General features: G+C 35.1%; 27 protein-coding genes and 1 riboswitch. Of the genes, 8 read left to right on the top strand and 19 right to left on the bottom strand.

The window, feature by feature from the left end; all coding sequences use genetic code 11:
- Positions 1-31: 31 nt before the first annotated feature.
- The 4 genes from ACQKNI_RS06785 to ACQKNI_RS06770 all read right to left on the bottom strand — a co-directional run bounded on the left by ACQKNI_RS06785 (position 32) and on the right by ACQKNI_RS06770 (position 3,810).
- Entirely contained in the window at positions 32-1,546 is a 1,515-nt protein-coding gene (locus ACQKNI_RS06785; protein WP_098252647.1) for a long-chain-fatty-acid--CoA ligase, read from the bottom strand.
- A gap of 265 nt (positions 1,547-1,811) precedes the next feature.
- Entirely contained in the window at positions 1,812-2,546 is a 735-nt protein-coding gene (gene nfsA / locus ACQKNI_RS06780) for an oxygen-insensitive NADPH nitroreductase (protein ID WP_088231289.1), read from the bottom strand.
- Positions 2,547-2,759: 213 nt separating this feature from the next.
- Positions 2,760-3,077: a DUF4870 domain-containing protein gene (locus ACQKNI_RS06775; RefSeq protein ID WP_088231092.1), complete on the bottom strand. Its 318-nt coding sequence runs from the start codon at positions 3,075-3,077 to the stop codon at positions 2,760-2,762.
- A 154-nt stretch (positions 3,078-3,231) separates the two neighbouring features.
- Positions 3,232-3,810, bottom strand: a complete 579-nt coding sequence (locus ACQKNI_RS06770) for a YdcF family protein (RefSeq protein ID WP_088231091.1) — start codon at positions 3,808-3,810, stop codon at positions 3,232-3,234.
- A gap of 160 nt (positions 3,811-3,970) precedes the next feature.
- Here ACQKNI_RS06770 and ACQKNI_RS06765 point away from each other — a divergent pair, with 160 nt between their 5' ends.
- Entirely contained in the window at positions 3,971-4,648 is a 678-nt protein-coding gene (locus ACQKNI_RS06765) for a DUF421 domain-containing protein (RefSeq protein WP_088231090.1), read from the top strand.
- A 21-nt stretch (positions 4,649-4,669) separates the two neighbouring features.
- On the opposite strand, the gene ACQKNI_RS06760 is transcribed toward ACQKNI_RS06765, so the two are convergent.
- On the bottom strand, positions 4,670-6,025 hold the full coding sequence (locus tag ACQKNI_RS06760; RefSeq protein ID WP_088231510.1) for an MATE family efflux transporter: 1,356 nt from the start codon (positions 6,023-6,025) through the stop codon (positions 4,670-4,672).
- A 123-nt stretch (positions 6,026-6,148) separates the two neighbouring features.
- Complete coding sequence (locus ACQKNI_RS06755; RefSeq protein ID WP_088231511.1) at positions 6,149-6,988, bottom strand: MerR family transcriptional regulator; 840 nt, start codon at positions 6,986-6,988, stop codon at positions 6,149-6,151.
- A 268-nt stretch (positions 6,989-7,256) separates the two neighbouring features.
- Here ACQKNI_RS06755 and ACQKNI_RS06750 point away from each other — a divergent pair, with 268 nt between their 5' ends.
- Positions 7,257-8,420, top strand: a complete 1,164-nt coding sequence (locus tag ACQKNI_RS06750) for a cation:proton antiporter (protein WP_088231512.1) — start codon at positions 7,257-7,259, stop codon at positions 8,418-8,420.
- Between the two features lie 63 nt (positions 8,421-8,483).
- Here ACQKNI_RS06750 and ACQKNI_RS06745 read toward each other — a convergent pair whose 3' ends face one another.
- From ACQKNI_RS06745 to ACQKNI_RS06710, 8 genes are all read right to left on the bottom strand, one after another.
- Complete coding sequence (locus ACQKNI_RS06745; RefSeq protein WP_088231513.1) at positions 8,484-8,762, bottom strand: DUF3986 family protein; 279 nt, start codon at positions 8,760-8,762, stop codon at positions 8,484-8,486.
- 78 nt (positions 8,763-8,840) lie between these two features.
- Entirely contained in the window at positions 8,841-10,190 is a 1,350-nt protein-coding gene (locus ACQKNI_RS06740) for an aspartate aminotransferase family protein (RefSeq protein ID WP_140417410.1), read from the bottom strand.
- 190 nt (positions 10,191-10,380) lie between these two features.
- On the bottom strand, positions 10,381-11,931 hold the full coding sequence (locus ACQKNI_RS06735; RefSeq protein ID WP_212590128.1) for a solute symporter family protein: 1,551 nt from the start codon (positions 11,929-11,931) through the stop codon (positions 10,381-10,383).
- 2 nt (positions 11,932-11,933) lie between these two features.
- Entirely contained in the window at positions 11,934-12,275 is a 342-nt protein-coding gene (locus tag ACQKNI_RS06730; RefSeq protein WP_098841494.1) for a DUF485 domain-containing protein, read from the bottom strand.
- Between the two features lie 395 nt (positions 12,276-12,670).
- Positions 12,671-13,300: a sterol desaturase family protein gene (locus ACQKNI_RS06725; protein ID WP_088231517.1), complete on the bottom strand. Its 630-nt coding sequence runs from the start codon at positions 13,298-13,300 to the stop codon at positions 12,671-12,673.
- A 90-nt stretch (positions 13,301-13,390) separates the two neighbouring features.
- On the bottom strand, positions 13,391-13,684 hold the full coding sequence (locus ACQKNI_RS06720) for a cytoplasmic protein (protein WP_088231518.1): 294 nt from the start codon (positions 13,682-13,684) through the stop codon (positions 13,391-13,393).
- 19 nt (positions 13,685-13,703) lie between these two features.
- On the bottom strand, positions 13,704-14,336 hold the full coding sequence (locus ACQKNI_RS06715; protein WP_088231519.1) for a LysE family transporter: 633 nt from the start codon (positions 14,334-14,336) through the stop codon (positions 13,704-13,706).
- Positions 14,337-14,475: 139 nt separating this feature from the next.
- Positions 14,476-15,204, bottom strand: coding sequence for a YqcI/YcgG family protein (locus tag ACQKNI_RS06710; protein WP_088231520.1), 729 nt, complete (start codon positions 15,202-15,204; stop codon positions 14,476-14,478).
- A 261-nt stretch (positions 15,205-15,465) separates the two neighbouring features.
- On the opposite strand from ACQKNI_RS06710, the gene cspB reads away from it, so the two are divergent.
- Together cspB and ACQKNI_RS06700 are read left to right on the top strand one after the other, a co-directional pair.
- Positions 15,466-15,663, top strand: a complete 198-nt coding sequence (gene cspB / locus ACQKNI_RS06705; protein WP_001161731.1) for a cold shock-like protein CspB — start codon at positions 15,466-15,468, stop codon at positions 15,661-15,663.
- A 120-nt stretch (positions 15,664-15,783) separates the two neighbouring features.
- Entirely contained in the window at positions 15,784-16,032 is a 249-nt protein-coding gene (locus ACQKNI_RS06700; protein WP_000534394.1) for a DUF2564 family protein, read from the top strand.
- 34 nt (positions 16,033-16,066) lie between these two features.
- Here ACQKNI_RS06700 and ACQKNI_RS06695 read toward each other — a convergent pair whose 3' ends face one another.
- The 3 genes from ACQKNI_RS06695 to ACQKNI_RS06685 all read right to left on the bottom strand — a co-directional run bounded on the left by ACQKNI_RS06695 (position 16,067) and on the right by ACQKNI_RS06685 (position 17,526).
- On the bottom strand, positions 16,067-16,243 hold the full coding sequence (locus ACQKNI_RS06695; protein ID WP_000358801.1) for a zinc-finger domain-containing protein: 177 nt from the start codon (positions 16,241-16,243) through the stop codon (positions 16,067-16,069).
- Between the two features lie 12 nt (positions 16,244-16,255).
- On the bottom strand, positions 16,256-16,915 hold the full coding sequence (locus ACQKNI_RS06690; RefSeq protein ID WP_088231521.1) for a ribonuclease H family protein: 660 nt from the start codon (positions 16,913-16,915) through the stop codon (positions 16,256-16,258).
- 125 nt (positions 16,916-17,040) lie between these two features.
- Positions 17,041-17,526 carry a QueT transporter family protein gene (locus ACQKNI_RS06685; RefSeq protein ID WP_088231522.1) on the bottom strand — a complete coding sequence of 162 codons (486 nt, stop codon included), beginning with the start codon at positions 17,524-17,526 and terminating at the stop codon, positions 17,041-17,043.
- 6 nt (positions 17,527-17,532) lie between these two features.
- A riboswitch (PreQ1 riboswitch) is annotated at positions 17,533-17,577 on the bottom strand.
- A 132-nt stretch (positions 17,578-17,709) separates the two neighbouring features.
- Here ACQKNI_RS06685 and ACQKNI_RS06680 point away from each other — a divergent pair.
- The 3 genes from ACQKNI_RS06680 to ACQKNI_RS06670 all read left to right on the top strand — a co-directional run bounded on the left by ACQKNI_RS06680 (position 17,710) and on the right by ACQKNI_RS06670 (position 19,957).
- Complete coding sequence (locus ACQKNI_RS06680) at positions 17,710-18,582, top strand: aldose 1-epimerase family protein (RefSeq protein ID WP_088231523.1); 873 nt, start codon at positions 17,710-17,712, stop codon at positions 18,580-18,582.
- 69 nt (positions 18,583-18,651) lie between these two features.
- Positions 18,652-19,038, top strand: coding sequence for a reverse transcriptase-like protein (locus tag ACQKNI_RS06675; protein WP_088231524.1), 387 nt, complete (start codon positions 18,652-18,654; stop codon positions 19,036-19,038).
- A 13-nt stretch (positions 19,039-19,051) separates the two neighbouring features.
- The gene (locus ACQKNI_RS06670) at positions 19,052-19,957 is read left to right on the top strand and encodes a DMT family transporter (RefSeq protein WP_140417411.1); all 906 of its coding nucleotides are present in this window, start codon (positions 19,052-19,054) and stop codon (positions 19,955-19,957) included.
- A 2-nt stretch (positions 19,958-19,959) separates the two neighbouring features.
- Here ACQKNI_RS06670 and ACQKNI_RS06665 read toward each other — a convergent pair whose 3' ends face one another.
- Positions 19,960-20,220, bottom strand: a complete 261-nt coding sequence (locus tag ACQKNI_RS06665; RefSeq protein ID WP_001195212.1) for a DUF6123 family protein — start codon at positions 20,218-20,220, stop codon at positions 19,960-19,962.
- A 182-nt stretch (positions 20,221-20,402) separates the two neighbouring features.
- Here ACQKNI_RS06665 and ACQKNI_RS06660 point away from each other — a divergent pair, with 182 nt between their 5' ends.
- Entirely contained in the window at positions 20,403-20,963 is a 561-nt protein-coding gene (locus ACQKNI_RS06660; RefSeq protein ID WP_088231526.1) for a cysteine hydrolase family protein, read from the top strand.
- Positions 20,964-21,006: 43 nt separating this feature from the next.
- On the opposite strand, the gene ACQKNI_RS06655 is transcribed toward ACQKNI_RS06660, so the two are convergent.
- A complete protein-coding gene (locus ACQKNI_RS06655) occupies positions 21,007-21,867 on the bottom strand; it encodes a GNAT family N-acetyltransferase (RefSeq protein ID WP_427282278.1) in 861 nt (286 codons plus the stop codon).
- Position 21,868 lies beyond the last annotated feature (1 nt).

Here is a 21,868-nt window from a genome sequence, read left to right as displayed (position 1 = left end):
ATATTCCTCCTTCAATAATATGGTTAGTTTCTTACTTAACTTCAATCAATTGTCTTAACTCTCTGCGCAAAATTTTCCCTGTTGAGTTCTTAGGTAACCCTTTAGAAAATTCCACTTGGCTAGGAAGCTTGTACTTAACCAGCTTATCCTGACAAAATCGGATAATGTCATTCACGGTGATTCGTTCATCATTGACTACGACATAAGCTTTTACTTTTTCTTCGTATTCTCCATCTGAAACTCCGATTACGGCCGCCTCTATAACAGCAGGATGTTGATACAGAACTTCCTCCACTTCACGAGGATATACATTGTATCCACCAACAATAATCATGTCCTTCTTGCGATCCACGATGTAGATGTATCCTTCTTCATCCATTGTCGCTAGATCATCAGTGTAAAACCATCCATCTATTAAGACCGCTGATGTAGCTTCCGGCATCCTCAAGTATCCATTCATTACGTTTGGCCCTTGAACTACTAATTCTCCGACTTCTCCTCTAGGCAATTCTTTTCCGTCCTCATTGACAATTTTGCTCTTGAGGCCTGGTATATTTAGGCCGATAGAGCCTGGTTTGCGGGTTCCCTTTAAAGGATTAATAGCGACAAGAGGAGCAGTTTCTGAAAGACCATACCCTTCCAAGATAAAAACATTATATTTTTTTTCAAATTTTTGTAGCAGCTCGACCGGAATCGAGGCACCTCCTGAGATACACAAGCGAACGGATAAGAAATCTTCCTCCTTGGATTCAGGCAATTGCAAGATAAAATTATACATCGTAGGAACTCCAGCAAACACTGTTGCCTTTTTTTCTCGAATGGTATTGATTACATCAAGAGGGCTGAATTTAGGTAGGATCAGGACAGTTGCCCCGCAAGCAATTGGTGCATTCAGACAAATAGTCATACAAAAAACATGAAACATTGGTAGAACAGCTACTACACAATCTTTACCATGAAGCTCAATTAATTCTGAAATGGCATCTGCATTCGAAGCCAAATTCCGATGTGATAACATCGCACCCTTTGGTTTCCCTGTTGTTCCTGATGTGTATAAAATGACTGCAAGGTCTTCCTGATCAATGAAAGGGCTTAGCCAAACATTATTGTTTGTTTCCATCAGATGCTCCCATGTACATTCCTGATCCTCGGCATCTGTATAAATAACTAGCATTAGATTTTTCAATTGTTCCTTTACTTCTGATAATTTCGGTTCTACAGATACATGAGCAATAACCGCTTTAACTTGGCTATCATCTAAAATGTAGTTCATCTCCTCTTTCGTATACAAAGGATTCATCGGAACAACAAATGCACCTAATCGTAAAATGCCGTAATACGTAATGAGAAATTCAGGACTATTTCCTAATAAAAGAGCCACCCCATCTCCCTTCCCAATTCCTCGGGCAGACAAACCAGCAGCCAATTGATCTACCTGCTGATTTAGTTCTCTATAAGTAACACTTTTATCTCTATAGATATAAGCGATACTGTCTGGGAATTTACTTGCACTTCTTTTCAGATTTCCGTCTAAATTATAACTCATTAAATGATTCCCCCCTTTATTCATATGGAAGTGGTTGAACAATAATTTTTAAGAATATTCAAAATATTATTACGTTAAGTATACTTATAAATAATAATTAAATAAAATTAAAGATTTTAATTTGTAAGTAAGTATTACTAATATTCAAAAAGGGATGTAGCCATTATATTGGAAGCCCTTCAGAATATGTGGGAAGAATTAAGAGGAAAATAACATTTATCCTCTTAAAAAAGGACAAACCTATCTCTCAGGTTTGTCCTTTTACTTATTTCTTATTTAACCCTTTCTCACTTAAAAACTCTTTCATATGCATTCTCTTCTCTTTAGCCATAAACGAACTCATTGATTCCGTCCATGTTACGTTTTTCTTGTTTGATGATCTTTCTTTGTAATACGCGCTCATCGTTTCATCGTATTCGTTTAATAATTCATCGTATTTCTTTTCATCATACCCATTTTCATGAAGGATTGCTGCTACTGGTAAACGTGGTTTCACTCCATGTTCTTCATTTGGTACACCAACTGTCATTCCGAATACAGGATATACTTTATCCGGCAAATGCAGCAATTCGCTCACTTCCCTCGGGTTATTACGAATTCCACCAATATAACAAATGCCGTATCCTAACGATTCTGCTGCTAGTGCTAAGTTTTGTGCAAAAAGTGAAGTATCTACCGTCGCAACGATAAAGTCTTCTACTCCTTCATGTTTTATCTCTGTACCATGTTTAGCACATGCCATTTCAAGACGTTTTAAATCTGCACAACAAACAAAGAATGCTGCACAGTCTTTCACGTGACGATTTCCAGATAACTCTGCTAGTTTAGCCTTTAAGTCTTGGTCTGTCACATATAAAACAGAATAGGCCTGTACAAAATGCGAGGAAGCGGCATGCTGCGCAGCTTGCACCATTCTTTCTACTACATCTTTCGGAATTGATTCTTCTTTATATTTACGAACTGAAACGTGTTGCTCCATTTTATGTATGATTTCATTCATGAAAAACACTCCTTTTTTTCTCTTCATAATGAAAAATTAACATATCTTTTTTCATATTCACAACTTATAAGCACAAAAAGAGCAATTCTTTTTGAATTGCTCTTTTTTAAAACGTTTATTAGTGCGGTAAATAAAATTATATCGACGATTCGAAACGGGATATCGACTTACCGACAAATAACGACAAACTCAAAGCAAATTATTCTTTTCTTATTACGCCGCTTTCAAAACTTTAATACCTTTGACGATATTCCAAATGAAGTAGTAAATTCCTACAAGAATGAATACTGCATATGTGATCATCATTCCAATTCCCGCACCAGCAGATTGATCGAAGCCTAAACCGTATACGCCTGATACTGCTAATCCACCAAATAAGATTGCATATGGGAAAATATGTGACCAAAATGCTTTTTTCGCGTGATATTTCACTTCATCCTCCGCAACGAAGTACACGATAATTGGCAGTAAAAATGGTGCGAAAAATATACTAAAGTAACATAGTGAAGATAATATATTATTTCCTTTCATCCGATTCACCTCTAAATAGTTTTTGTTATCTTCATTATGTCAGGAATCTACTTCAGAAACTATCGCTTTACCTTTCATTAAGATGACAGTTTTGTAAGATTTTCCTCATTAAAAGGAATCCCGCCTGAAATGTCAGGCGGGATTCCTTTTTTAACTATATTCGATTCATAAACCAATATTGAGTAATTGCTAAATACTCTCGAACGTTCGATTGGATAATAATTGGCTTTGGTGTTTTCGCTGGAAGACCTTCTAATGTCAATCCTTGTTTTTCTGCAATCTTTTTCGCTCGGAACATATGAAAATCGTTCGTTACGATCATACCCTTTTTCATATTGGCTGGAATTAATGTTTTTGAAAATGTAATATTCTCATCTGTACTCGTTGATTTATCCTCCATTATAATACGGTCTTCTGCAATATTTTGTTTCATTAATCCTTGTTTCATCGCTAATGCTTCTGAAATATCTTCACCTTTTCCTTGTCCGCCAGATACGATAGCGATTGTTTTCTCATGTGATTTTAAATATTCAGCTGCCTTATCGATACGATATTGCAATGAATAAGACGGTTTCGTTCCATTTACTTTCGATCCGAGTACAATTATATAATCAGCATCGTAGGTCGCATTCATATGCCCATGCTTATAAATGTTATATTGTAAAAACCCCGCATACACGGCGCAAATCATTATAACAACTAAAATGTACTTAATTATTTTCTTCTTTCTCATATTCATATACTCCTATTTTCTTTACTTTCTTCATGATAATATCCATTTATTTGTTTGTATACAGACAAATTCCAATTAACCCTAATTTATCCTCCTAAAGGTAATATTTCTATTACTTTCGGGAATAGTAAGTACAACTTCGCACGAAGGAGTGTCCCTATTGCTTCTCTTTTTATGTAACGTATCATTCTTTTTTATTTTATTTTTACTATCGCTTAAGCTACTCGGTAAATCCGCATTAGCACAACTAACTCCTCATGATTTTGGGGCTATTATCTTTTTATCTTATTTAGCTTTTCAAGCCATACCAGTCTCTGGTACTTTGCAAGCCTTTCTCGGTATGGTTGTTATTACATGTTTACATTTGCTTCTTACAAAATTAAGCTTACTCAATAAACTAAATCGTTTCATTCTCGGACACCCCATTATTTTAATTAAACATGGTGATATTATTTTTGAGAATTTACAAAAAAGTAGATATCCGATCGCTGAATTACTTTCTAACCTTCGCGTTGCGGGATATCCAAGTGTTCATGAAATTGAATATGCAATTTTAGAAGCGAATGGAGCGATTAGTATTTTACCAAAGAGAGAGCTTGTACCATTAACTCCGAAAGATTTAAATATTGATGTTACATATGCTGGGTTACCAATCGCCCTTATCGTTGATTCACAAATTCAATACGATAACTTAAAGTTAATTCATAAAGACGAAAAGTGGTTATATAAAGAATTAAAAGAAAAAGGAATTACAACTATTAAAAACGTTGCTTTTGCATCTGTTCAAGAAACGGATGGATCATTCGCTATTAGTTTAAAAAATAAGAAATCCCCTTAATTACTTAAGGGGATTTCTTCATCATATTGCTTCTTTCTCTCCTGCCATGTTTAATGGAACAGGATGTTTCATACGATTCATCGTAAATACGATAATCGCTGTCATTACTTCTGCAACTGGCATAACAAGCCAAATTCCATTTATACCAAATAATTTCGGCATAATCCATAACAACGGAATAATAAATAGTAACCCGCGGCTCATTATAATAAGTACCGATTTTTTCGTTTGTCGCACGGATTGGAAGTACTCTCCATACACAATGTTATAACCTAAAAATACGTATTGGATAAAGAACAAGCTAATACCTGTTAATGTTAACTCCAATAATTCTGGAGATTGGACATCAAATAAACCAATGATATATTTCCCGAAGAATAATCCGACAATTATCGCAACACCCCCGAGTACAACTGCAATTTTTACAGCAAACTGCAATCCTTCACGCAATCTTTCTGATAAATTTGCACCGTAATGAAAGCTAGCAATTGGTTGCAATGCAGCACCTACACCGAAGAATAATAGTAATGTCATTGCATGAATGCTATTCACCATCGCAAAAGAAGCTACACCTAGTTCTCCTGCATATTGAACGAAGGTGATATTAAAACCAATCGTTACGATTGCCACTGTACTTTCTGCTGTAAAACTTGGAAAACCAATTACCATAATTTGTTTCACTGTATCCCATTCAAAATGGAATTTCACCCATTTTAATACACTACTTTTCCTAAAGAAATGAGTTAATAATACAAGGAAACCGATTGCTGCCGATAGAATAGTTGCTGACGCAGCTCCTGTTACGCCCCATCCAAAGATAAAAATAAAAACATAGTCAAAAATAATGTTCAATACAGCCGTTACGACAAGACCTGCCATTGCTAAATTAGGATTTCCATCGTTACGTATAAATGTACTTAAAATATTTTCTAACACGTAAATCATTCCAAATGTCAATATCACGTGTAAATAGTCTAACGCATATGGTAAAATCACTTCATTTGCACCGAATAAGTATGCTAAATCTTCTATTCTCCATAAGCAAATTGCCGCTAAAATACTTACAATAATAACTGCTACCGTCATGGATTGCGTAAAAATAGACCTTGCTCTTTCTCGTTTATTTTCACCTAATGCAATGGAATATAGCGTTGCCCCGCCCATTCCAATCCATAATGAAATAGAGAAGAAAATTGAAAACGCTGGAACAGCTACATTTACTCCAGCTAAACCGTTTGCTCCAACGCCTCTACTAATCATGATCGCATCAATCATGACATTTACTGACATTAATACCATACCGAGAACTGCTGGTATTAAATATGAAATAAATAAACTTTTAATTGGTTTTTCTCTTAATTTTTCTGTTGCTTCCATTCTAATATGCTCCTTTTTTCAACTCTCTTTTTTTAGTTTAAACCTTCAAGTAACTTTAAGGTCAATAGAGAATTAAAAAATAGGTAATATTGTGTTTGATGTCCATTTGTAACTATACGAGTCCTACTGCTTTGTTTTTTTCATTATAGGAATTTGAATTTCTGTTACTTGCTCCTCTGGATTTTCTGTTACAGACCAATCAATTAATGCAATCTCAATCGAATCTCCGCCTACTTCATATCCTTCTTGGTCAATGTATTTCATTAACTTTTTATATGTTTCATCAGTTTCTTCATATGGCCCATGGTGATATACACAGGCAAATATGCCCTCTTTAATTTCATCTGAGCTATGTACTTGAAAAGGCATGTAATCCAAAAGAATAAAAACACTGCTATATGCTTGAAACTCATTTTGCATTAATCCTTTTTTTGCAACTGTTACACCAATATCTCCAGAAAATAAGCTATCATCCATTTGCCTCATATTTTTTTGCAACGAATGGATATAGTACTCAAACATATCATCTGTCGTATTCGGGGCAACCGCAATTGCTGTAATTTTTCGCTTGGGGATCTTTTTAATTACCATTCGTTCAGCTTTTGCTTTTGTTGCTTCCTTAATTAAATGAATTCTATGCTCCATTTTCGCCAAAGCATACTCAATTTCTCTTTGTTTTTTCAACATCAGTTCTTGTTGTTTTTCCAATAAATTGAGTGCGTATACTGGATTTCTTTCATCAATATATTTCTTAATTTCCTTTAATGGAATATTTAATTGGCGCAAAAACTTAATCGTATCTAATAATGAAAATTGATCGATTGTGTAATAGCGATAATTCGTTTGCGGATCTACGGTAGACGGATGAAAAATTCCTTTTTCATCATAATAGCGTAAAGTCGATTCCGCTATATTATGCATTTTCGCCATTTCTCCAATTGTAAAGCGTTTATTTAATAACATATACCCTACTCCAATTCGTTAAAAATGTAGCCTTATTTCTTCTTATTATATAGTGATTACCTCCATACCTAAATCGAATCCTATTATGAAAATCTGCTATTTTTTCATTGATTTTTAATAAATTTTATTATATATTAATTACAGGTTCAAATTACGGGTTCAAAAGAACTTGTAATAAGACCCTTTGTTTAATGGGTTTTACATATTTTCATTAGGCAAATTCCGAGAAATCGTATGATAAAAATAAAAATGATGAGGAGAGGATCCGATGGAATTCGAATTTTTCTTTCAAATTGCACTTATTTTATTAAGTACAAAGCTTGCTGGTGATCTTAGTGTTAGATTAGGTCAACCTTCTGTACTAGGTAAATTAATTGTCGGTATCGTTATCGGTCCAGCTGTATTAGGTTGGATTGAAAATTCAGAGCTTCTAACACAATTAAGTAATGTCGGTGTTATTCTTTTAATGTTTATGGCAGGACTTGAAACAGACTTAGAAGAATTAAACGCAAATCGTAATTCTTCTTTAGCTGTTGCACTTGGAGGTATCGTTCTTCCGTTCGTAGGTGGCTACGTTTCTGGTCTTGTTATGGGAATGGAACAAGGAAATGCTGTCTTCTTAGGATTACTTCTATGTGCGACAAGTGTTAGTATTTCTGTTCAAACACTTCGCGATTTAGGGAAGATGAAAACACGTGAAAGTACTACTATGCTGGGCGCAGCTGTATTTGATGACATTCTTGTCGTTATTTTATTAGCATTTGCAATGAGCTTCTTAGGTACAGACGATGTTAACTTAACAATGGTTATCTTGAAGAAAGTTGTATTCTTCGCTTCTATTATTTTAATCGGATGGAAAGGTGTTCCTGCGATTATGCGCTGGTTATCACCACTACGCGTATCTGAGTCTATCGTGAGCGCGGCTCTTATCATCTGTTTCTCATTCGCATATTTCGGCGAACTATTAGGAATTGCTGGTATTATCGGTGCTTTCGCAGCTGGTATCGCTATTTCTCAAACGAACTACAAACATGAAGTAGAAAAGAAAGTAGAACCAATCGCTTACGCTATGTTCGTACCAGTCTTCTTCGTTAGTATCGGTATGAATATTACATTTGACGGTATTGGTGATCAAATTTGGTTCATTTTAGCATTAACAGTAATCGCTGTCTTAACAAAACTAATCGGTTGTGGATTCGGTGCACGCATGACTGGATTTGATGCAAAGTCTTCTGCAATTATTGGCGCTGGTATGGTTTCTCGTGGTGAAGTTGCACTTATCATCGCAGGAACAGGACTATCTTCTGGCCTATTAGCACAAGACTACTTTACAGCAATCGTTATCGTTGTTATTTTAACTACGATGATTACACCACCAATGTTAAAATACACTTTTGGCGCTAAAGATAAAGTAATGAAAGCAAGTAAATAAGTTTACTATATGAAAAGGAGATTGTTATCTTATAAGATAGCAATCTCCTTTTTTATTTTACCTTTAAACAATTTCATTCGTTTTTAACCAGTTTTCAAAAATGGATCGTGCTTCTTCATCATCGATTTCATTACTAAATGAATATACTTTAATACCGTAGTCATCTATATATTCACCTAACTTCATTTTCTCCACTTTTTTGTAAAAATCGTCTACCTCATAATGTGGAATATAAGCATCCCAAATTGGTTCATTCATTCTTTTGTATGCCGTGACTTCTAAATCATGTCCATCTTCATAATAACCAATGTGATAATGTTTGTTAGGATCATACTTCTCCATTAAACCCTCTTCCCCTACTTGAATTATGACAGAAAAAAGCGAGCTTTCTATAGTAGCTCGATTTTTTCTGTTTAGTAATTAAATACGTTCCATCGCCGTCTTCAACGTTCCAACAACGAAAGCAATCTCTTCACTTGAAATAATAAGCGGCGGTGCTAATGTTAATACGTTATTATACCCCGCTGTTGTCATACCGTTCCGCCCTATAATTAAACCTTTTTCTTTACAAGCATTTACAACACTTGCAATTTTGTCATTATCAATTGGCTCTTTCGTCTCTTTATCATTTACTAGTTCGATTCCAACTAATAAACCTTTTCCGCGAATATTCCCAACTAACGGATGTTCTCCAATTTCTTCTTTTAATTGCTCTAATAAAAGTGAACCCATTTGTGCAGAGCGCTCAATTAAATTTTCATTTTCCATAATTTCTAGGTTTTTAAGCGCTAATGCACAAGCTGCAGGATTTCCACCAAATGTATTAATGTGGCGGAAGAATTCATATTCTCCCTTCCCTTTAAATGCTTCATATATTTCTTTTTTCACAGCTGTTGCTGATAATGGTAAATATGCACTCGTAATCCCTTTTGCCATCGTAATAATATCTGGTTTCACATCATAATTCATAAATCCAAATGCCTTTCCTGTACGTCCAAAGCCGCAAATCACTTCATCGCTAATGAGTAGTGTACCGTGTTTTTGACACGTTTCATGAATAGCTTTCATATAACCTTGTGGTGGCATTAAAATGCCTCCACCCGTAATAATTGGTTCCATAATAAAAGCAGCAATCGTTTCACTTAATTCCCACGTCATAACACGATCTACTTCTTTTACACATTCTACATCATAAATATTTTGTGATTCGATTTCTGGCATGCGATAGCAATCCGGCGGCGTTACATGTAAAAATCCTGAAGCAAATGGCTCATATTGATATCTACGCTGTGCTTGTCCCGTCGCCGCCATCGTTGCCATTGTATTTCCGTGATATCCACGGTAACGTGACATAAATTTGTAACGATGAGGTTCACCTTTTTGAGCATAATATTGCCTTGCTATTTTAAAAGCTGTTTCGTTCGCTTCCGAACCACTATTAGAGAAGAAAATAACATACTCTCCACCAAGCCACTCATTTAACTTTTCAGCAAGCTTTATAGCTGGCTCATGTGATTGTGACATTGGAAAGTATGATAAAGTTTGTAATTGCTTATATGCCGCCTCTGCGAGCTCTTTTCTTCCGTATCCACTATTCACACACCAAAGACCACTCATACCATCTAAATATCTTTTTCCTTGTATATCCTCAACCCAGCACCCTTCTGCTTTTGCCCCTACCATTGTATTATTTGGACTAAAAGGACGCATTCCGTGCCAAACATATTGCTCATCTTTTGCTAATAATTCATCAGTTTGTTTCGTTTTCATCATTTCTTCCACCTTCCATAACAACTTATTTTTCACAAAAGCTGCACTGGTGCCATGATGATTTAAATTTCTCCCTGCTATTTTCATTCCACAAAATTAAGACAAAATCCTACTTACAATACAGTAATATTTACAAGAAAATCCCAAAAGAAAAAGGGGCTTTTCTTTTGTATCGAAAAGCCCCTCCTTTTTAATGTGAAGATGCATCGCTAATACCATGACCAGTATTAGATTTTACAAGAATTTCATCAAATTTCGCTGCGTCCTCTTTCTTGCTAGATAAAACAGTTCCTAAATAGGCTGCAAGAAAACCGAGCGGAATCGAAATAATTCCAGGTGTCGTATATGGGAATATCGCTTCTCCAACAAATATAGCTTTTCCAGCTACAGGGTTCCATACATTTGGACTTAACGCTACGAGAACTATTGCTGATACAAGACCTACGATCATACCAGAGATCGCACCGGTCGTATTAAAGCGCTTCCAATATATTGTAAACAATATAACTGGTAAGTTTGCACTCGCTGCAACTGCAAATGCTAGTGAAACTAAAAATGCTACGTTCAATGTTTGAGCAAATAACGCTAGTATAATAGATAATACCGCTACTCCAATAGATGCATAACGAGCCATTGATACTTGCTCTTTTTCAGTTGACTTTCCCCTGCGAATAATCTCATTATAAAAGTCATGTGCAAAAGCTGATGCCGCTGTTAATACAAGTCCTGCTACTACAGCTAAAATCGTTGCAAAGGCAATTGCTGATACGAAAGCAAATAAGAAATCTCCACCTAACGCTTTAGCTAATAAAGGCGCTGCCATATTACCAGCTGGATTTGCTTTAATAATTGCCTCATTCCCTACAAACGCCGCCGCACCAAATCCTAAGAAAATCGTCATAATATAAAATGCGCCAATTAGCCATGTCGCATATACAACAGATTGACGTGCCGTTTTTGCATCACGTACTGTAAAAAAGCGGACAAGGATATGTGGTAATCCTGCTGTACCGAGAACTAGTCCTAAATTTAAAGAAAGCGTATCAAGGCCATCTTTATACTTTACACCTGGATTTAAAAACGACTCTTTTAACGGAGTAGCTGTTTTCATTTGAGCGAACATTTCAGTCACACTAAAATTAAATTTTGAGAAAACGATAACAGAAATAATAAATGTTCCAGCCATAAGTAGTACAGCCTTAACAATTTGCACCCAACTCGTAGCTGTCATGCCACCAAAAATAACATACACAGTCATAAGTGTACCAACGATTAATACAGATGTTGTATATTCGATTCCTAATAATAATTTAATAAGTGCACCCGCACCAACTAATTGTGCAATCATATAAAAAATAGAAATTGTCATCGTATTTAGCGCTGCAATACCGCGTACCTTTTTCGCATCAAAACGTGCTGCAATCATGTCCGCTAATGTGTACTTCCCTAAATTTCTAAGCGGTTCTGCAACGAGATATAGAACAACTAAATAAGCCACTAAAAAGCCGATGCTATAAAAAAATCCGTCAAATCCAGTTAACGCTATTGCTCCAGCAATACCGAGAAATGAAGCAGCAGACATGTAATCTCCGGCAATAGCCAGGCCATTTTGCCAACCCGTTAATCCCCCTCCAGCTGTATAAAACTCACTCGCATTTTTCGTTTTTTTCGATGCAAAATAAGTTATAACGAGCGTACCGAGGACGATAATTAAAAATAGTGCAAAAGCAGTCGTATTCAAATTCAACCCCTCCCCTTTTGCATGTCTTGTAGAATGTTTCGCGAGATTTCATCAAATGATTCTGCTTTTTTGCTATAAATCATACATAATGCCCATGTCATTATAAATTGAGCAAAAGCAAATACCCATGCCCATGTAACATCACCAAATGCTGATGTATTGAGCACCTTTGAATACGATGTTAATATTGGAAGTGCAATAAAAAAACTAAAAAAGAAAATACTCATCGGAACGATAAACTTCTTTTTCGTATTTAATAGCAATTGAAATTCTTCTGACTGAACAACCTCTGTATAATTCACCTCATTTTTCAACTTACGTGCTGACGTATCATCTCGTTTCATTCTCTAATCCCCTCTCTGTACTTGAAGTACAAATCCCCCTTACATACCAAAAGACTAAATTTTATAAATATTCAGAAACTTATTTTTATTTTAGACAATCCACACATCTGTGCAAAGATTTTTCGATAGACATTTTTCGGCATTTTCTCCTAAGTTTTTAATATATTTTTTCAACATAAAGTGAAACTTTAATCAGTAGGATGTTGTCCATCTCCCACTGATTATTCCCCTTCACCAATCAAGCTTTTACGGGCTGTTATCTCCTGCCTAAATCCCTCGCAATCACCAACTTTTGAGGTGGAGTCTACCCAGCAAATAGCGGGATAAAATTTCCGTACTTTAATCCATACCACTCAAACTTTTATCTCGTTAAAACAAAATAAAAAAAGTAGTGCTTATTGCACCACTTCCGTCTTTTTCTCCTTTTCTAAATTACGGGCTGTTTCACTTAATTCCACGTCTTTTCCATCTTTAAGCGTTCCAAATATAAAATCGAACACTGGATTTGAAACACCGAACCAAAACTTTTCATTTTTATAATGGTGTAGTATGTGCTGTTTTTTTAGCCATCTTCCAAACTTAGTGAAAGGACGAATCGGTCTATGTGCAATATAATGTTTCCATTCGTAAACGAGGAGCATGATAATCATTCCGATTCCAAATGAAAGTGTAACAGTAACACTTTTCGCAATACCGTAGGATATAAGTAAATATATAGTAAAGCTAGGTATACTAAACCATACAGGCAAAAATAAAAGTTTTAAATCATCTGGATATACGTGATGATCATAATGTAATCTTCTTAACATTTTTAATAAAAATGCATTTTTAGGCGGCTTTAAATGGAATAAAAAACGATGTGTCATATATTCATTAAACGTATAAAAAATAATTCCAAACAGGCACGCTAACATACCGGTCCATGTAAAAAATTGCATTTTTAAAATAATGATGAAAACAAATAGAATACTATACATAATAACGATATCATGTTGCAAAAAGAACTCTTTCCCCACTCTCTTCATCTTTCTTCCCCCTTTTCCCCAAAAAACAGCCGCAACATATCGTTACGACTATTTCTTTTCTACTCTTATTCTATTCTTATTCTATTCACTTTACAAATTTGCCTGCTGCTCTATTGTCGAGAAAAAATTGTTCGGCCCAAATATATTTTGCTTTGGAATAATATGTTCCACTGCAAATACTGTTACTTCGCCCCTTTGTACTTCTCCAATAATGAGCCCAAATAATTCATGATTTACCGCAAACGTCGGTTGCTTCGTTTGCAGCAATCTTGCTGCATTCTGAAAGACTGCCTCATATAATGGATTCCTATCAGTAATTTCTTTTCGGATTTTTGGTGCTAACGTAATAATAATTTCTTTTCCGTCAATAGTGGTTCGATACATAAAAATCTCCCCTTCAATCTTATGTGAACAACTGTAAAGCCTTGTATGCAAAATGGATAGAATATCCTACTAAAATAATACCTGCTCCGGCTGTTATATAGCCAAGTGCTTTTTGCTTTAATAAAGCCCTTCCAAAATGGACAGAAAAAGCAATATTTAAGTTCCACAAAATAATACCAACAATAATACAAAGACTGTACAAAAAAGCTTCTTGTTTCGTTACCTTTGTAAGTAACGAGCTAAGTGTACTTCCGTATATACCAAACCAAAAAACAAGATTTAATGGGTTGGATATCGCAATTAAAAAACCTGCCATAAAAGATTGTGTAAGGCCACCCACCTCTTCTTTGTTATATTCCATATTCGAGTGGAAAATTCCTTGTTTTACACTTTGAAATCCTAAATAAAATAACAAGAAAAAACCAATGCAATACATAAACGCTTGTACATATGTATACATAAACACAGAAGATAAACCGAAGTAAATGAGAAGCATGAACAAAATATCTGCAGTCATTCCACCAATTCCAACGACCCACGCATGCCAAAACCCTCTTTCAATTCCTCTTTTTAACATTTCAATATTAATCGGACCTACCGGCGCAGCTAATGAAATACCTAACACAATTTGCTGTATAATTGCTCCAAACATCGCTCTATCCTTTCTACTTCTTTTACTATTAAGTAATGATGTGATTTTAAAAAACAGACTAGCTTTCATAAGAAATATTCACTACTAAAATACCCTTTTTTATCCAAAATATACAAAAGAGCCATCCAGATGATGGCTCTTATTTTTCCACTCTATGAAGAAAAGGACATCTCCCTTTTATTGGCTCTACATCATCCCCGATAAAGTATTGCTTCCATTCACGATGATCTGGATCTCCATAATGACTAATGTTAGGATGTTTTGGCAACTGATCCCACTTTTCAACTCGCTCACGGACCATTTGTCTCGAATATGCCCCTTTAGGACGATCCCCTTCTAATCCATCAAAAATGGTGCGAGGCTGAAAACCAATAACGAGAGAATTTCCTAGATGTCTCGTTTTTCGTTGTTTATAGGCCGGTGCATTTCCAAACGCAAATATCGGTTCACCACCAAATGAAAATTCCCATAAATAGTGGTCTGGATTTTTTGGAATTTGCTGCGGCCATGTTTGATCATCGTTTTCATGTAAATACTGTAGTACTTTCCAAAAATAATCTCGATAATATTCGAGTGATTGCTCTTCACGTTCAGGTTCTATAAATAGAAAAAATCCTCTTCTTACAAGCGGTCGTTCTTTCATTAACTCCAGGAAAGATAACATTGTATTTGGCAAATGACTCCAATCATCATGAGAAAGAAATGAATAACGAAGCTCATTCTTTTTCAAAGCTGTTAAACCGAAATAACATGGAAAAGTTGGTTCTAATACAACACTCGAAAAATTATGAAATTCTTCTGCAACCCATTTTGGTATGTCGGCTCTATTTCTCATTCCTTCATTATCTAATAAATAAGACTCACCCATTTTTTCACCTCACTATGTACAGCATTCACTTAAGAATATTACATATTCGGCTTGTCCTATACCTTTTAAAAATTCAGTTGAAAAATTATTTAAAAATACAAAAAGTTAAAAGCGTTTACTTGACTAAATTCTACCAATTCGTGTATATTTAAATTAATCATTTAGCAGAATATTCAAGATTATAGCACTTTTAGTTTATATTATCGTTTAAATGAATTTCACTAAATGAAAATAGTAAACGCTTTTAGGAGGAATTGTAACATGCAAGGAAAAGTAAAATGGTTTAACAACGAAAAAGGTTTTGGATTTATTGAAATGGAAGGCGCTGACGATGTATTCGTACATTTCTCTGCTATCCAAGGCGACGGCTACAAAGCTTTAGAAGAAGGTCAAGAAGTATCTTTCGACATCACTGAAGGAAACCGTGGACCTCAAGCTGCTAACGTAGTAAAACTTTAATTCAACATATGATAGGAGATTACCTTACTTGGTAATCTCCTTTGTTTATTCCTTTGTATATTTCCGTTTTACAGAGCAAAAACTATGTGAAATGCGCACTATACAAAGGAGGAATTATTAATGGGATCAGAAGTAAATGATTTTGAAGAAGTGAAATTCCGTGTAGAAACAGCACAAAAAATGGTAGGGTCAGCGACAATTTCAATGGATCCAGATACATTAGAGCATGCCACTACTGCTGTAGAAGCAGCTCGCTCTCAGCTTGAAATTATGAAATCCGTGGCGACAGATTTAGATGAGCCATTTCTAATGAATGAGGAAAAGAAATTAAGCAAGTGCGAGCATCAATTAAACGAAGCAAAGCACTAAAAAAACATCCAGAGAATTTTCTCTGGATGTTTTTTTATGACAACTGTTCTCCATACTTTTTCAATGTTTCTCCAACTGTACATTGCCTAATACAAAATGAATGGGCGTAATATTTACTATTTGTCTTTCGATTATGTTCTCGCAAAAAACATCCTTCACAATATGTTTCTAATAAGTCATTTACCTCCGTAATGAGTTGCTTTTTATCCACCTTTGCACCTCTCTATTCGGTTATTTCTTTATGACTATCAATGACCGTCCCTTCTAATGCTTGCGTCGCTAATTGATGTGCTTCTTTATTTTGTTTTCTAGATATTGGCTCACATACAAGTTTTAATTTCATTTGCTTCGCCTTTTGTTCAATTTGGTCTAAATAATGATTTAAATGCTCATCATAGCAAGGCCATTCTCCGGACAATTGCTGCAGCACCACTTGAGAATCTCCGCGAAGTGTAACTGCTTCATACTTAATCCCTAATTCCTCGAGTATATTCATACCGTATAACAATGATGCATATTCCGCTTCATTATTATCATATATACCTTCCATATATGCATTGCGGCGAATTCGGTAGTTTGTATTTCCTTTTTTATAGTACACACATATACCGACTCCAGCTTCTTTCGTCTGCAAATCATACCCACCATCAAAATAAACATATATTTCTTGAAGCTCTTCCTCCACTTGTTTACTCAGCTTTTTCATTTCCTTTAATGACCATTCTGCATCCATTTCATCGTAAAATGAAAGTTCTTTCACTCTTCCTGTTTTCTCGAAGTCCTCCGCAAATTGAAGTGCTTCCTCTATGTTCATATAATCTGTTGTTAATTCCGTTTGCAAACCACGCTTCGTTTTATACAGCCATTGAATTTTATATTTCATACTAGATTCCCCTTATGTAAGACTTCTTATATATTTTATTATATTTTATCAAGAGTCACTGCAATATATTCACTATAATCACATACAAAAAGAGCTATCCCCTATAGGAACAGCCCTTTCATCTATTACATAAATCTTTCAAATTGTACTCGCTTATTAATCCAGTACATTACAGGCATACCAATTGCCATTACTACGAATTCACCCGCTGCACATGTTAACCAAGTCAACATAAATGGTAAATCAAATGCAAGATGAAGTTCGATTGCAATCATAAACATTGTAATCGTAAAGATCACTGTATTAAAAATCATACGAGCCCAAACACCTTTAATAAATCGCATCGAAATAATCGTTGCAACTAATGCAAGAATAGATTGCCCTACTCCAAATACTAAATCGTAAGCGATCATTGGTGAGAAAAAGAGATTCGTTAAAAATACACCTAATACAATCCCGTAAATTGCTTTCTTATTAAATACAATGAGATGATTAAACATCTCTGAAATACGAAACTGTACATTCGTAAAGCCAAATGGCTGAATAAGCATAGAAACAGCAATATATAATGCCGCTAAAATACCGTTACCGACTAATGTTCTTATATTCATGACAAAATCTCCTTAGTTTTTTTACGTGGGATGGTTTCGAACCACGTTATTCGTTTTTTAAGCAACAAGATTACATTGTACGAGGTGGCCCACCTTTCGTCAATAGATTCCTATCATAAACTACCTTTTTTCTTTTAGACAACGTATAATGAAACATATGAAATATTTAGGAGGTTTCACTTCATGACTGCAACAATTCAAAACGAAAAAGTGATCGTTTCCATCTCTGAAAAAGGTGCAGAATTACAAAGCGTTCGCTTAAAAGAAGACAACACAGAATATTTATGGCAAGGTGATTCTACTTATTGGGGGCGCCGCGCACCAATTTTATTCCCAATTGTCGGCCGATTAGTAGATAATACATACTATGTAGATGGAAAACCTTATTCTTTAACACAACACGGCTTTGCTCGTGATCTTACATTCTCTGTAAAAGAGCAAAGTGAAACAAAAATCACTTATATCGTTACGAGTAATGAAGAGACACTACAAAAGTATCCATACGAATTTGAATTACTTGTTTCTTATGAGTTAGAAGAACAAAATATACATGTTACATATGAAGTAAATAATCCTTCTTCAAAAGAGATGTTCTTCTCAATTGGAGCACACCCTGGATTCAATTTCCCATTAGTAGATGGCGAATCATTTACAGATTATCATCTATCTTTTAATGGTTCAGAACGCTTAGAAACAAGTGTACTAGAAGGACCTTATCTTTCAAATAACAAGCAATTAATCGCTGAAAACACGAATGAATTGCCACTTACATACGATTTATTCAAAAATGATGCACTTATTTTTGAAAATATGAATACGAATGAAATTTCGATCCGTTCTCATAAACATAATAAATTTGTAAAAGTAGAATTTGACGGATTCCCATTTGTCGGCGTATGGACACCAGGAAATAATGCACCTTTCTTATGCATTGAACCTTGGTATGGAATTGCTGATGAAGTGAAGCCAGCAAAAGATTTCAAAGAAAAAAAAGGAATTCAGTCTTTACAAGCGAATGAAACATTTACATGTCGTTATAGCATTACAATTGGATAAGTACTCTATCCCCTACTTTAAGAGCACTTTTAGGTAGGGGATAATCTCATAATTTGGAGGTTTCTCATTTTGATTGAAGTATATATTGATGGTGCAACAAAAGGAAATCCTGGCCCTTCTGGTGCTGGAGTGTTCATTAAAGGCGTACAACCGCCTGTACAATTATCATTACCACTTGGGACAATGTCCAATCATGAAGCAGAATACCATGCTTTACTTGCAGCATTAAAGTATTGCACGGAGCATAATTATAGCATTGTATCTTTTCGTACAGATTCTCAGCTGGTTGAGCGAGCTGTTGAAAAGGAATACGCAAAAAATAAAATGTTTGCACCACTTTTAGATGAAGCATTGCAGTACATAAAAAGTTTCGATCTCTTTTTTATTAAATGGATTCCAAGCAGTCAAAATAAAGTAGCTGATGAATTAGCTAGAAAAGCTATATTACAAAATTAATGGGGGTATGAGTGTGAAAAAAGAGTGGATTGCTCCTCTTGCTTTATTATTTGTCTCTTTTATTTGGGGAGCTACGTTTGTTGTCGTTCAAAATGCTATGTCTTTTGTCGGGCCATTTACTTTCAATGGTATTCGCTTTTTATTCGCTGGAATTATTTTATTATTCGTTCAAATGATTTTCTCACCGAAAATTTCAAAACAAGAATTAACACATAGTAGTTTAGCTGGATTAATGGTTGGGTTCTTCTTATTTGTCGGCTATTTATTACAAACATTCGGCTTACTTTATACAACGTCTTCAAAAGCTGGTTTCTTAACTGGACTTAGTATCGTCATGGTTCCAATTCTGTCTTTTATCTTTTTAAAACAAAGGGCTACAATTTTCATCGTACTTGGTATTGCTGTGGCAACAGCAGGTTTATACTTATTAACGGCCGGTGATTCTTTTCAATTAAACATTGGAGATATACTCGTTCTCGGTTGTGCTGTCGCATTCGCTGCCCATATTCTTGTTAACGGCTTCTTTTCTAAGAAAATATCACCTTTATTATTAAGCACATCACAAGTATTAGCTGTTGGTATGTTTTCTTCTATTTGCGCTTTTTTGTTTGAAGATTGGGAAAAATTATTTTCAGTATCACTATGGACGAATCAGTCCTTCTTATTCGCTCTCTTTCTAACTTCCCTGTTTGCAACATCCATTGCCTTTTTCATCCAAACATCAGCACAAAAACATACGTCTCCAACGAGAGTAGCAATTATTTTCGCAATGGAACCCGTTTTTGCTGCATTAACTGGTGTTCTCGTTGCAAACGAGCAGCTTTCCGTCTCTGCTATCGTTGGGTGTCTTTGTATTTTCTTAGGAATGATTTTCGTTGAATTACCTTCCAAAACAAAAAAAGAAGCGCGGGCTGCGTGAAGTTACGCTTGTAACTTCCGCATAAAAGCCTTAGCGCTTTTTTTATCTGTAATTTCTTCTTCTTTCAATCGTTCTAATAACGCAACAAAATAACTGCCATCAAACTGCAATTGATGTTTAATTGTCGCTTCTATTGCTGCGTTCACAATTCCATCAGACGCACCCGTATACCCTTGTCCGAACATAATAAATCCTTGTGCTTCCTCTGATAATTTAAATCCTTTCGTATGTAAGAATGAAAGATAATCTTCTACTGTTTGCATGTTATTCCCACCTACTCAAAAATTCTCCATCTCCTATCATACATGTTTTTACACGCTGTGAGAATGAAATTTCTTTGACAACTTTGTAAATCAATCATCTACTTCGCTTGCAATGGAGGATTTCCTAACAATATGAAGGAATATGTATAGTGGAACTTATTTCATATTAAAGGGGAGACACGATGAAACAAGCGCTATTAATTATCGATGCTCAGCAAGAATTAATTGATGGAAATGAAAAAGAAAGTGAAGTTTTTCGTAAAACCGAGCTATTATCTACACTAAATACAGCCCTGCAGAAAGCAATAGATGCAAATGCTCTTATTGTTTTCGTAAGAGATATCGATGTTGCTTCTGGTAGTGGCGTAGGCTTTGAAGTACATAATCAAATTAAAGTACCTCAGTCTGCAATCCTTATTAATAAAGCGGCAACAAATTCATTCTACGGTACTTCGTTACTTGAACTTTTGAAAGAAGAAAAAATCAATCATATTGTTATAGGTGGCTGTAAAACAGAACATTGCATCGACACCGCCGTTAGAACAGCGACTGTACAAGGCTTTGACGTTACATTAATTAAAAACGGTCATTCCACAACTGACTCTAACGTGTTATCTGCAGAGCAAATTATTGGTCATCATAATAAAATTTTACATGGTCATTATAATGTTGATCATTTTTCTATGGTGAGAGATATAGAGGAAGATCTCTTTCAACCATCCCATGACCAATATCGTGATTAAATAAACGATAAAAAAGAATCCTTACGCGAAAAGGATTCTTTTTTTATCCAAAAATTTGCGCTGCAATGCTATATAACTCATTATTCCTTTTTAATAATTGATTGCTATTTTTCATCATAATTGGCGGCATATTCACCTTTTGAAAACCAAAATCCTCTAAACTTTTCATGAAATTCGCTTTTCCTTCTGGTACATCTATTCTTAATTTACCTTTATGCCATTTGGCTAAATAATGAACAATATCCATTGCCATCTCATCATTTTTTGCAACTACCGGTCCTATTATTTTATTTTCTGGCGTTTGTACACTCAAACCATATCCTAGTACCTTTTGTTCCTTATCCTTCACAACAGTGCACTGTTCACTTTGCATAATTCTTTTCTTTAAAAACTCTTTTCTATTTGTTCCAAACGCACATTCATCTATTTTTATAATTTCTTCTAAATCCCCCTCTTTATAATCCATCATATATTCTTCATTTCCTGCACATTTATGATTCGTATTGTACGAGTTACATATGTATTTTGAAACATAACTAACAGCTCTAAATCCTAATTTTTCATATAAAGGCTTCCCCTCATCCGTAGCAATCAACATAATTGGAGTATGAGCTGATACGCTTTTAATACATGCATCCGTTATTATCTTTCCAATCCCTCTCCCCTTATAATCTGGATGTACAATCACCATTCCGATAGACGCTAAATTCTCCCCATATAATATTATTGCCGCGCTAGCAATTAGTTCCTCTTTCTCATTCCAAACACCGTATACAATGCCTGAATTGAAGATTGTCTCAATTTCTTCTGTATTATAATCCCATCCAATATAAGAAGATAATGCAACAATATCCTCTATTTTTTCTTTTCTAATACGCTCCACTCTCATTTCCAATTCAATCATT

This window comes from Bacillus sp. NPDC094064 (genome assembly GCF_050279585.1).
Lineage (GTDB): Bacteria > Bacillota > Bacilli > Bacillales > Bacillaceae_G > Bacillus_A.
The sequence above is the reverse complement of the archived record's forward strand: the minus strand, read 5'-3'. Positions and strand labels throughout refer to the sequence as shown.

Coding starts and splice junctions, on each gene's coding strand:
- ACQKNI_RS06785 (WP_098252647.1), bottom strand. CDS start 1,546: ATGAGTTATAATTTAGACGGAAATCTGAAAAGAAGTGCAAGTAAATTC.
- nfsA (WP_088231289.1), bottom strand. CDS start 2,546: ATGAATGAAATCATACATAAAATGGAGCAACACGTTTCAGTTCGTAAA.
- ACQKNI_RS06775 (WP_088231092.1), bottom strand. CDS start 3,077: ATGAAAGGAAATAATATATTATCTTCACTATGTTACTTTAGTATATTT.
- ACQKNI_RS06770 (WP_088231091.1), bottom strand. CDS start 3,810: ATGAGAAAGAAGAAAATAATTAAGTACATTTTAGTTGTTATAATGATT.
- ACQKNI_RS06760 (WP_088231510.1), bottom strand. CDS start 6,025: ATGGAAGCAACAGAAAAATTAAGAGAAAAACCAATTAAAAGTTTATTT.
- ACQKNI_RS06755 (WP_088231511.1), bottom strand. CDS start 6,988: ATGTTATTAAATAAACGCTTTACAATTGGAGAAATGGCGAAAATGCAT.
- ACQKNI_RS06750 (WP_088231512.1), top strand. CDS start 7,257: ATGGAATTCGAATTTTTCTTTCAAATTGCACTTATTTTATTAAGTACA.
- ACQKNI_RS06745 (WP_088231513.1), bottom strand. CDS start 8,762: ATGGAGAAGTATGATCCTAACAAACATTATCACATTGGTTATTATGAA.
- ACQKNI_RS06740 (WP_140417410.1), bottom strand. CDS start 10,190: ATGAAAACGAAACAAACTGATGAATTATTAGCAAAAGATGAGCAATAT.
- ACQKNI_RS06730 (WP_098841494.1), bottom strand. CDS start 12,275: ATGAAACGAGATGATACGTCAGCACGTAAGTTGAAAAATGAGGTGAAT.
- ACQKNI_RS06725 (WP_088231517.1), bottom strand. CDS start 13,300: ATGAAGAGAGTGGGGAAAGAGTTCTTTTTGCAACATGATATCGTTATT.
- ACQKNI_RS06720 (WP_088231518.1), bottom strand. CDS start 13,684: ATGTATCGAACCACTATTGACGGAAAAGAAATTATTATTACGTTAGCA.
- ACQKNI_RS06715 (WP_088231519.1), bottom strand. CDS start 14,336: ATGTTTGGAGCAATTATACAGCAAATTGTGTTAGGTATTTCATTAGCT.
- ACQKNI_RS06710 (WP_088231520.1), bottom strand. CDS start 15,204: ATGGGTGAGTCTTATTTATTAGATAATGAAGGAATGAGAAATAGAGCC.
- cspB (WP_001161731.1), top strand. CDS start 15,466: ATGCAAGGAAAAGTAAAATGGTTTAACAACGAAAAAGGTTTTGGATTT.
- ACQKNI_RS06700 (WP_000534394.1), top strand. CDS start 15,784: ATGGGATCAGAAGTAAATGATTTTGAAGAAGTGAAATTCCGTGTAGAA.
- ACQKNI_RS06690 (WP_088231521.1), bottom strand. CDS start 16,915: ATGAAATATAAAATTCAATGGCTGTATAAAACGAAGCGTGGTTTGCAA.
- ACQKNI_RS06685 (WP_088231522.1), bottom strand. CDS start 17,526: ATGAATATAAGAACATTAGTCGGTAACGGTATTTTAGCGGCATTATAT.
- ACQKNI_RS06680 (WP_088231523.1), top strand. CDS start 17,710: ATGACTGCAACAATTCAAAACGAAAAAGTGATCGTTTCCATCTCTGAA.
- ACQKNI_RS06665 (WP_001195212.1), bottom strand. CDS start 20,220: ATGCAAACAGTAGAAGATTATCTTTCATTCTTACATACGAAAGGATTT.
- ACQKNI_RS06660 (WP_088231526.1), top strand. CDS start 20,403: ATGAAACAAGCGCTATTAATTATCGATGCTCAGCAAGAATTAATTGAT.
- ACQKNI_RS06655 (WP_427282278.1), bottom strand. CDS start 21,867: ATGATTGAATTGGAAATGAGAGTGGAGCGTATTAGAAAAGAAAAAATA.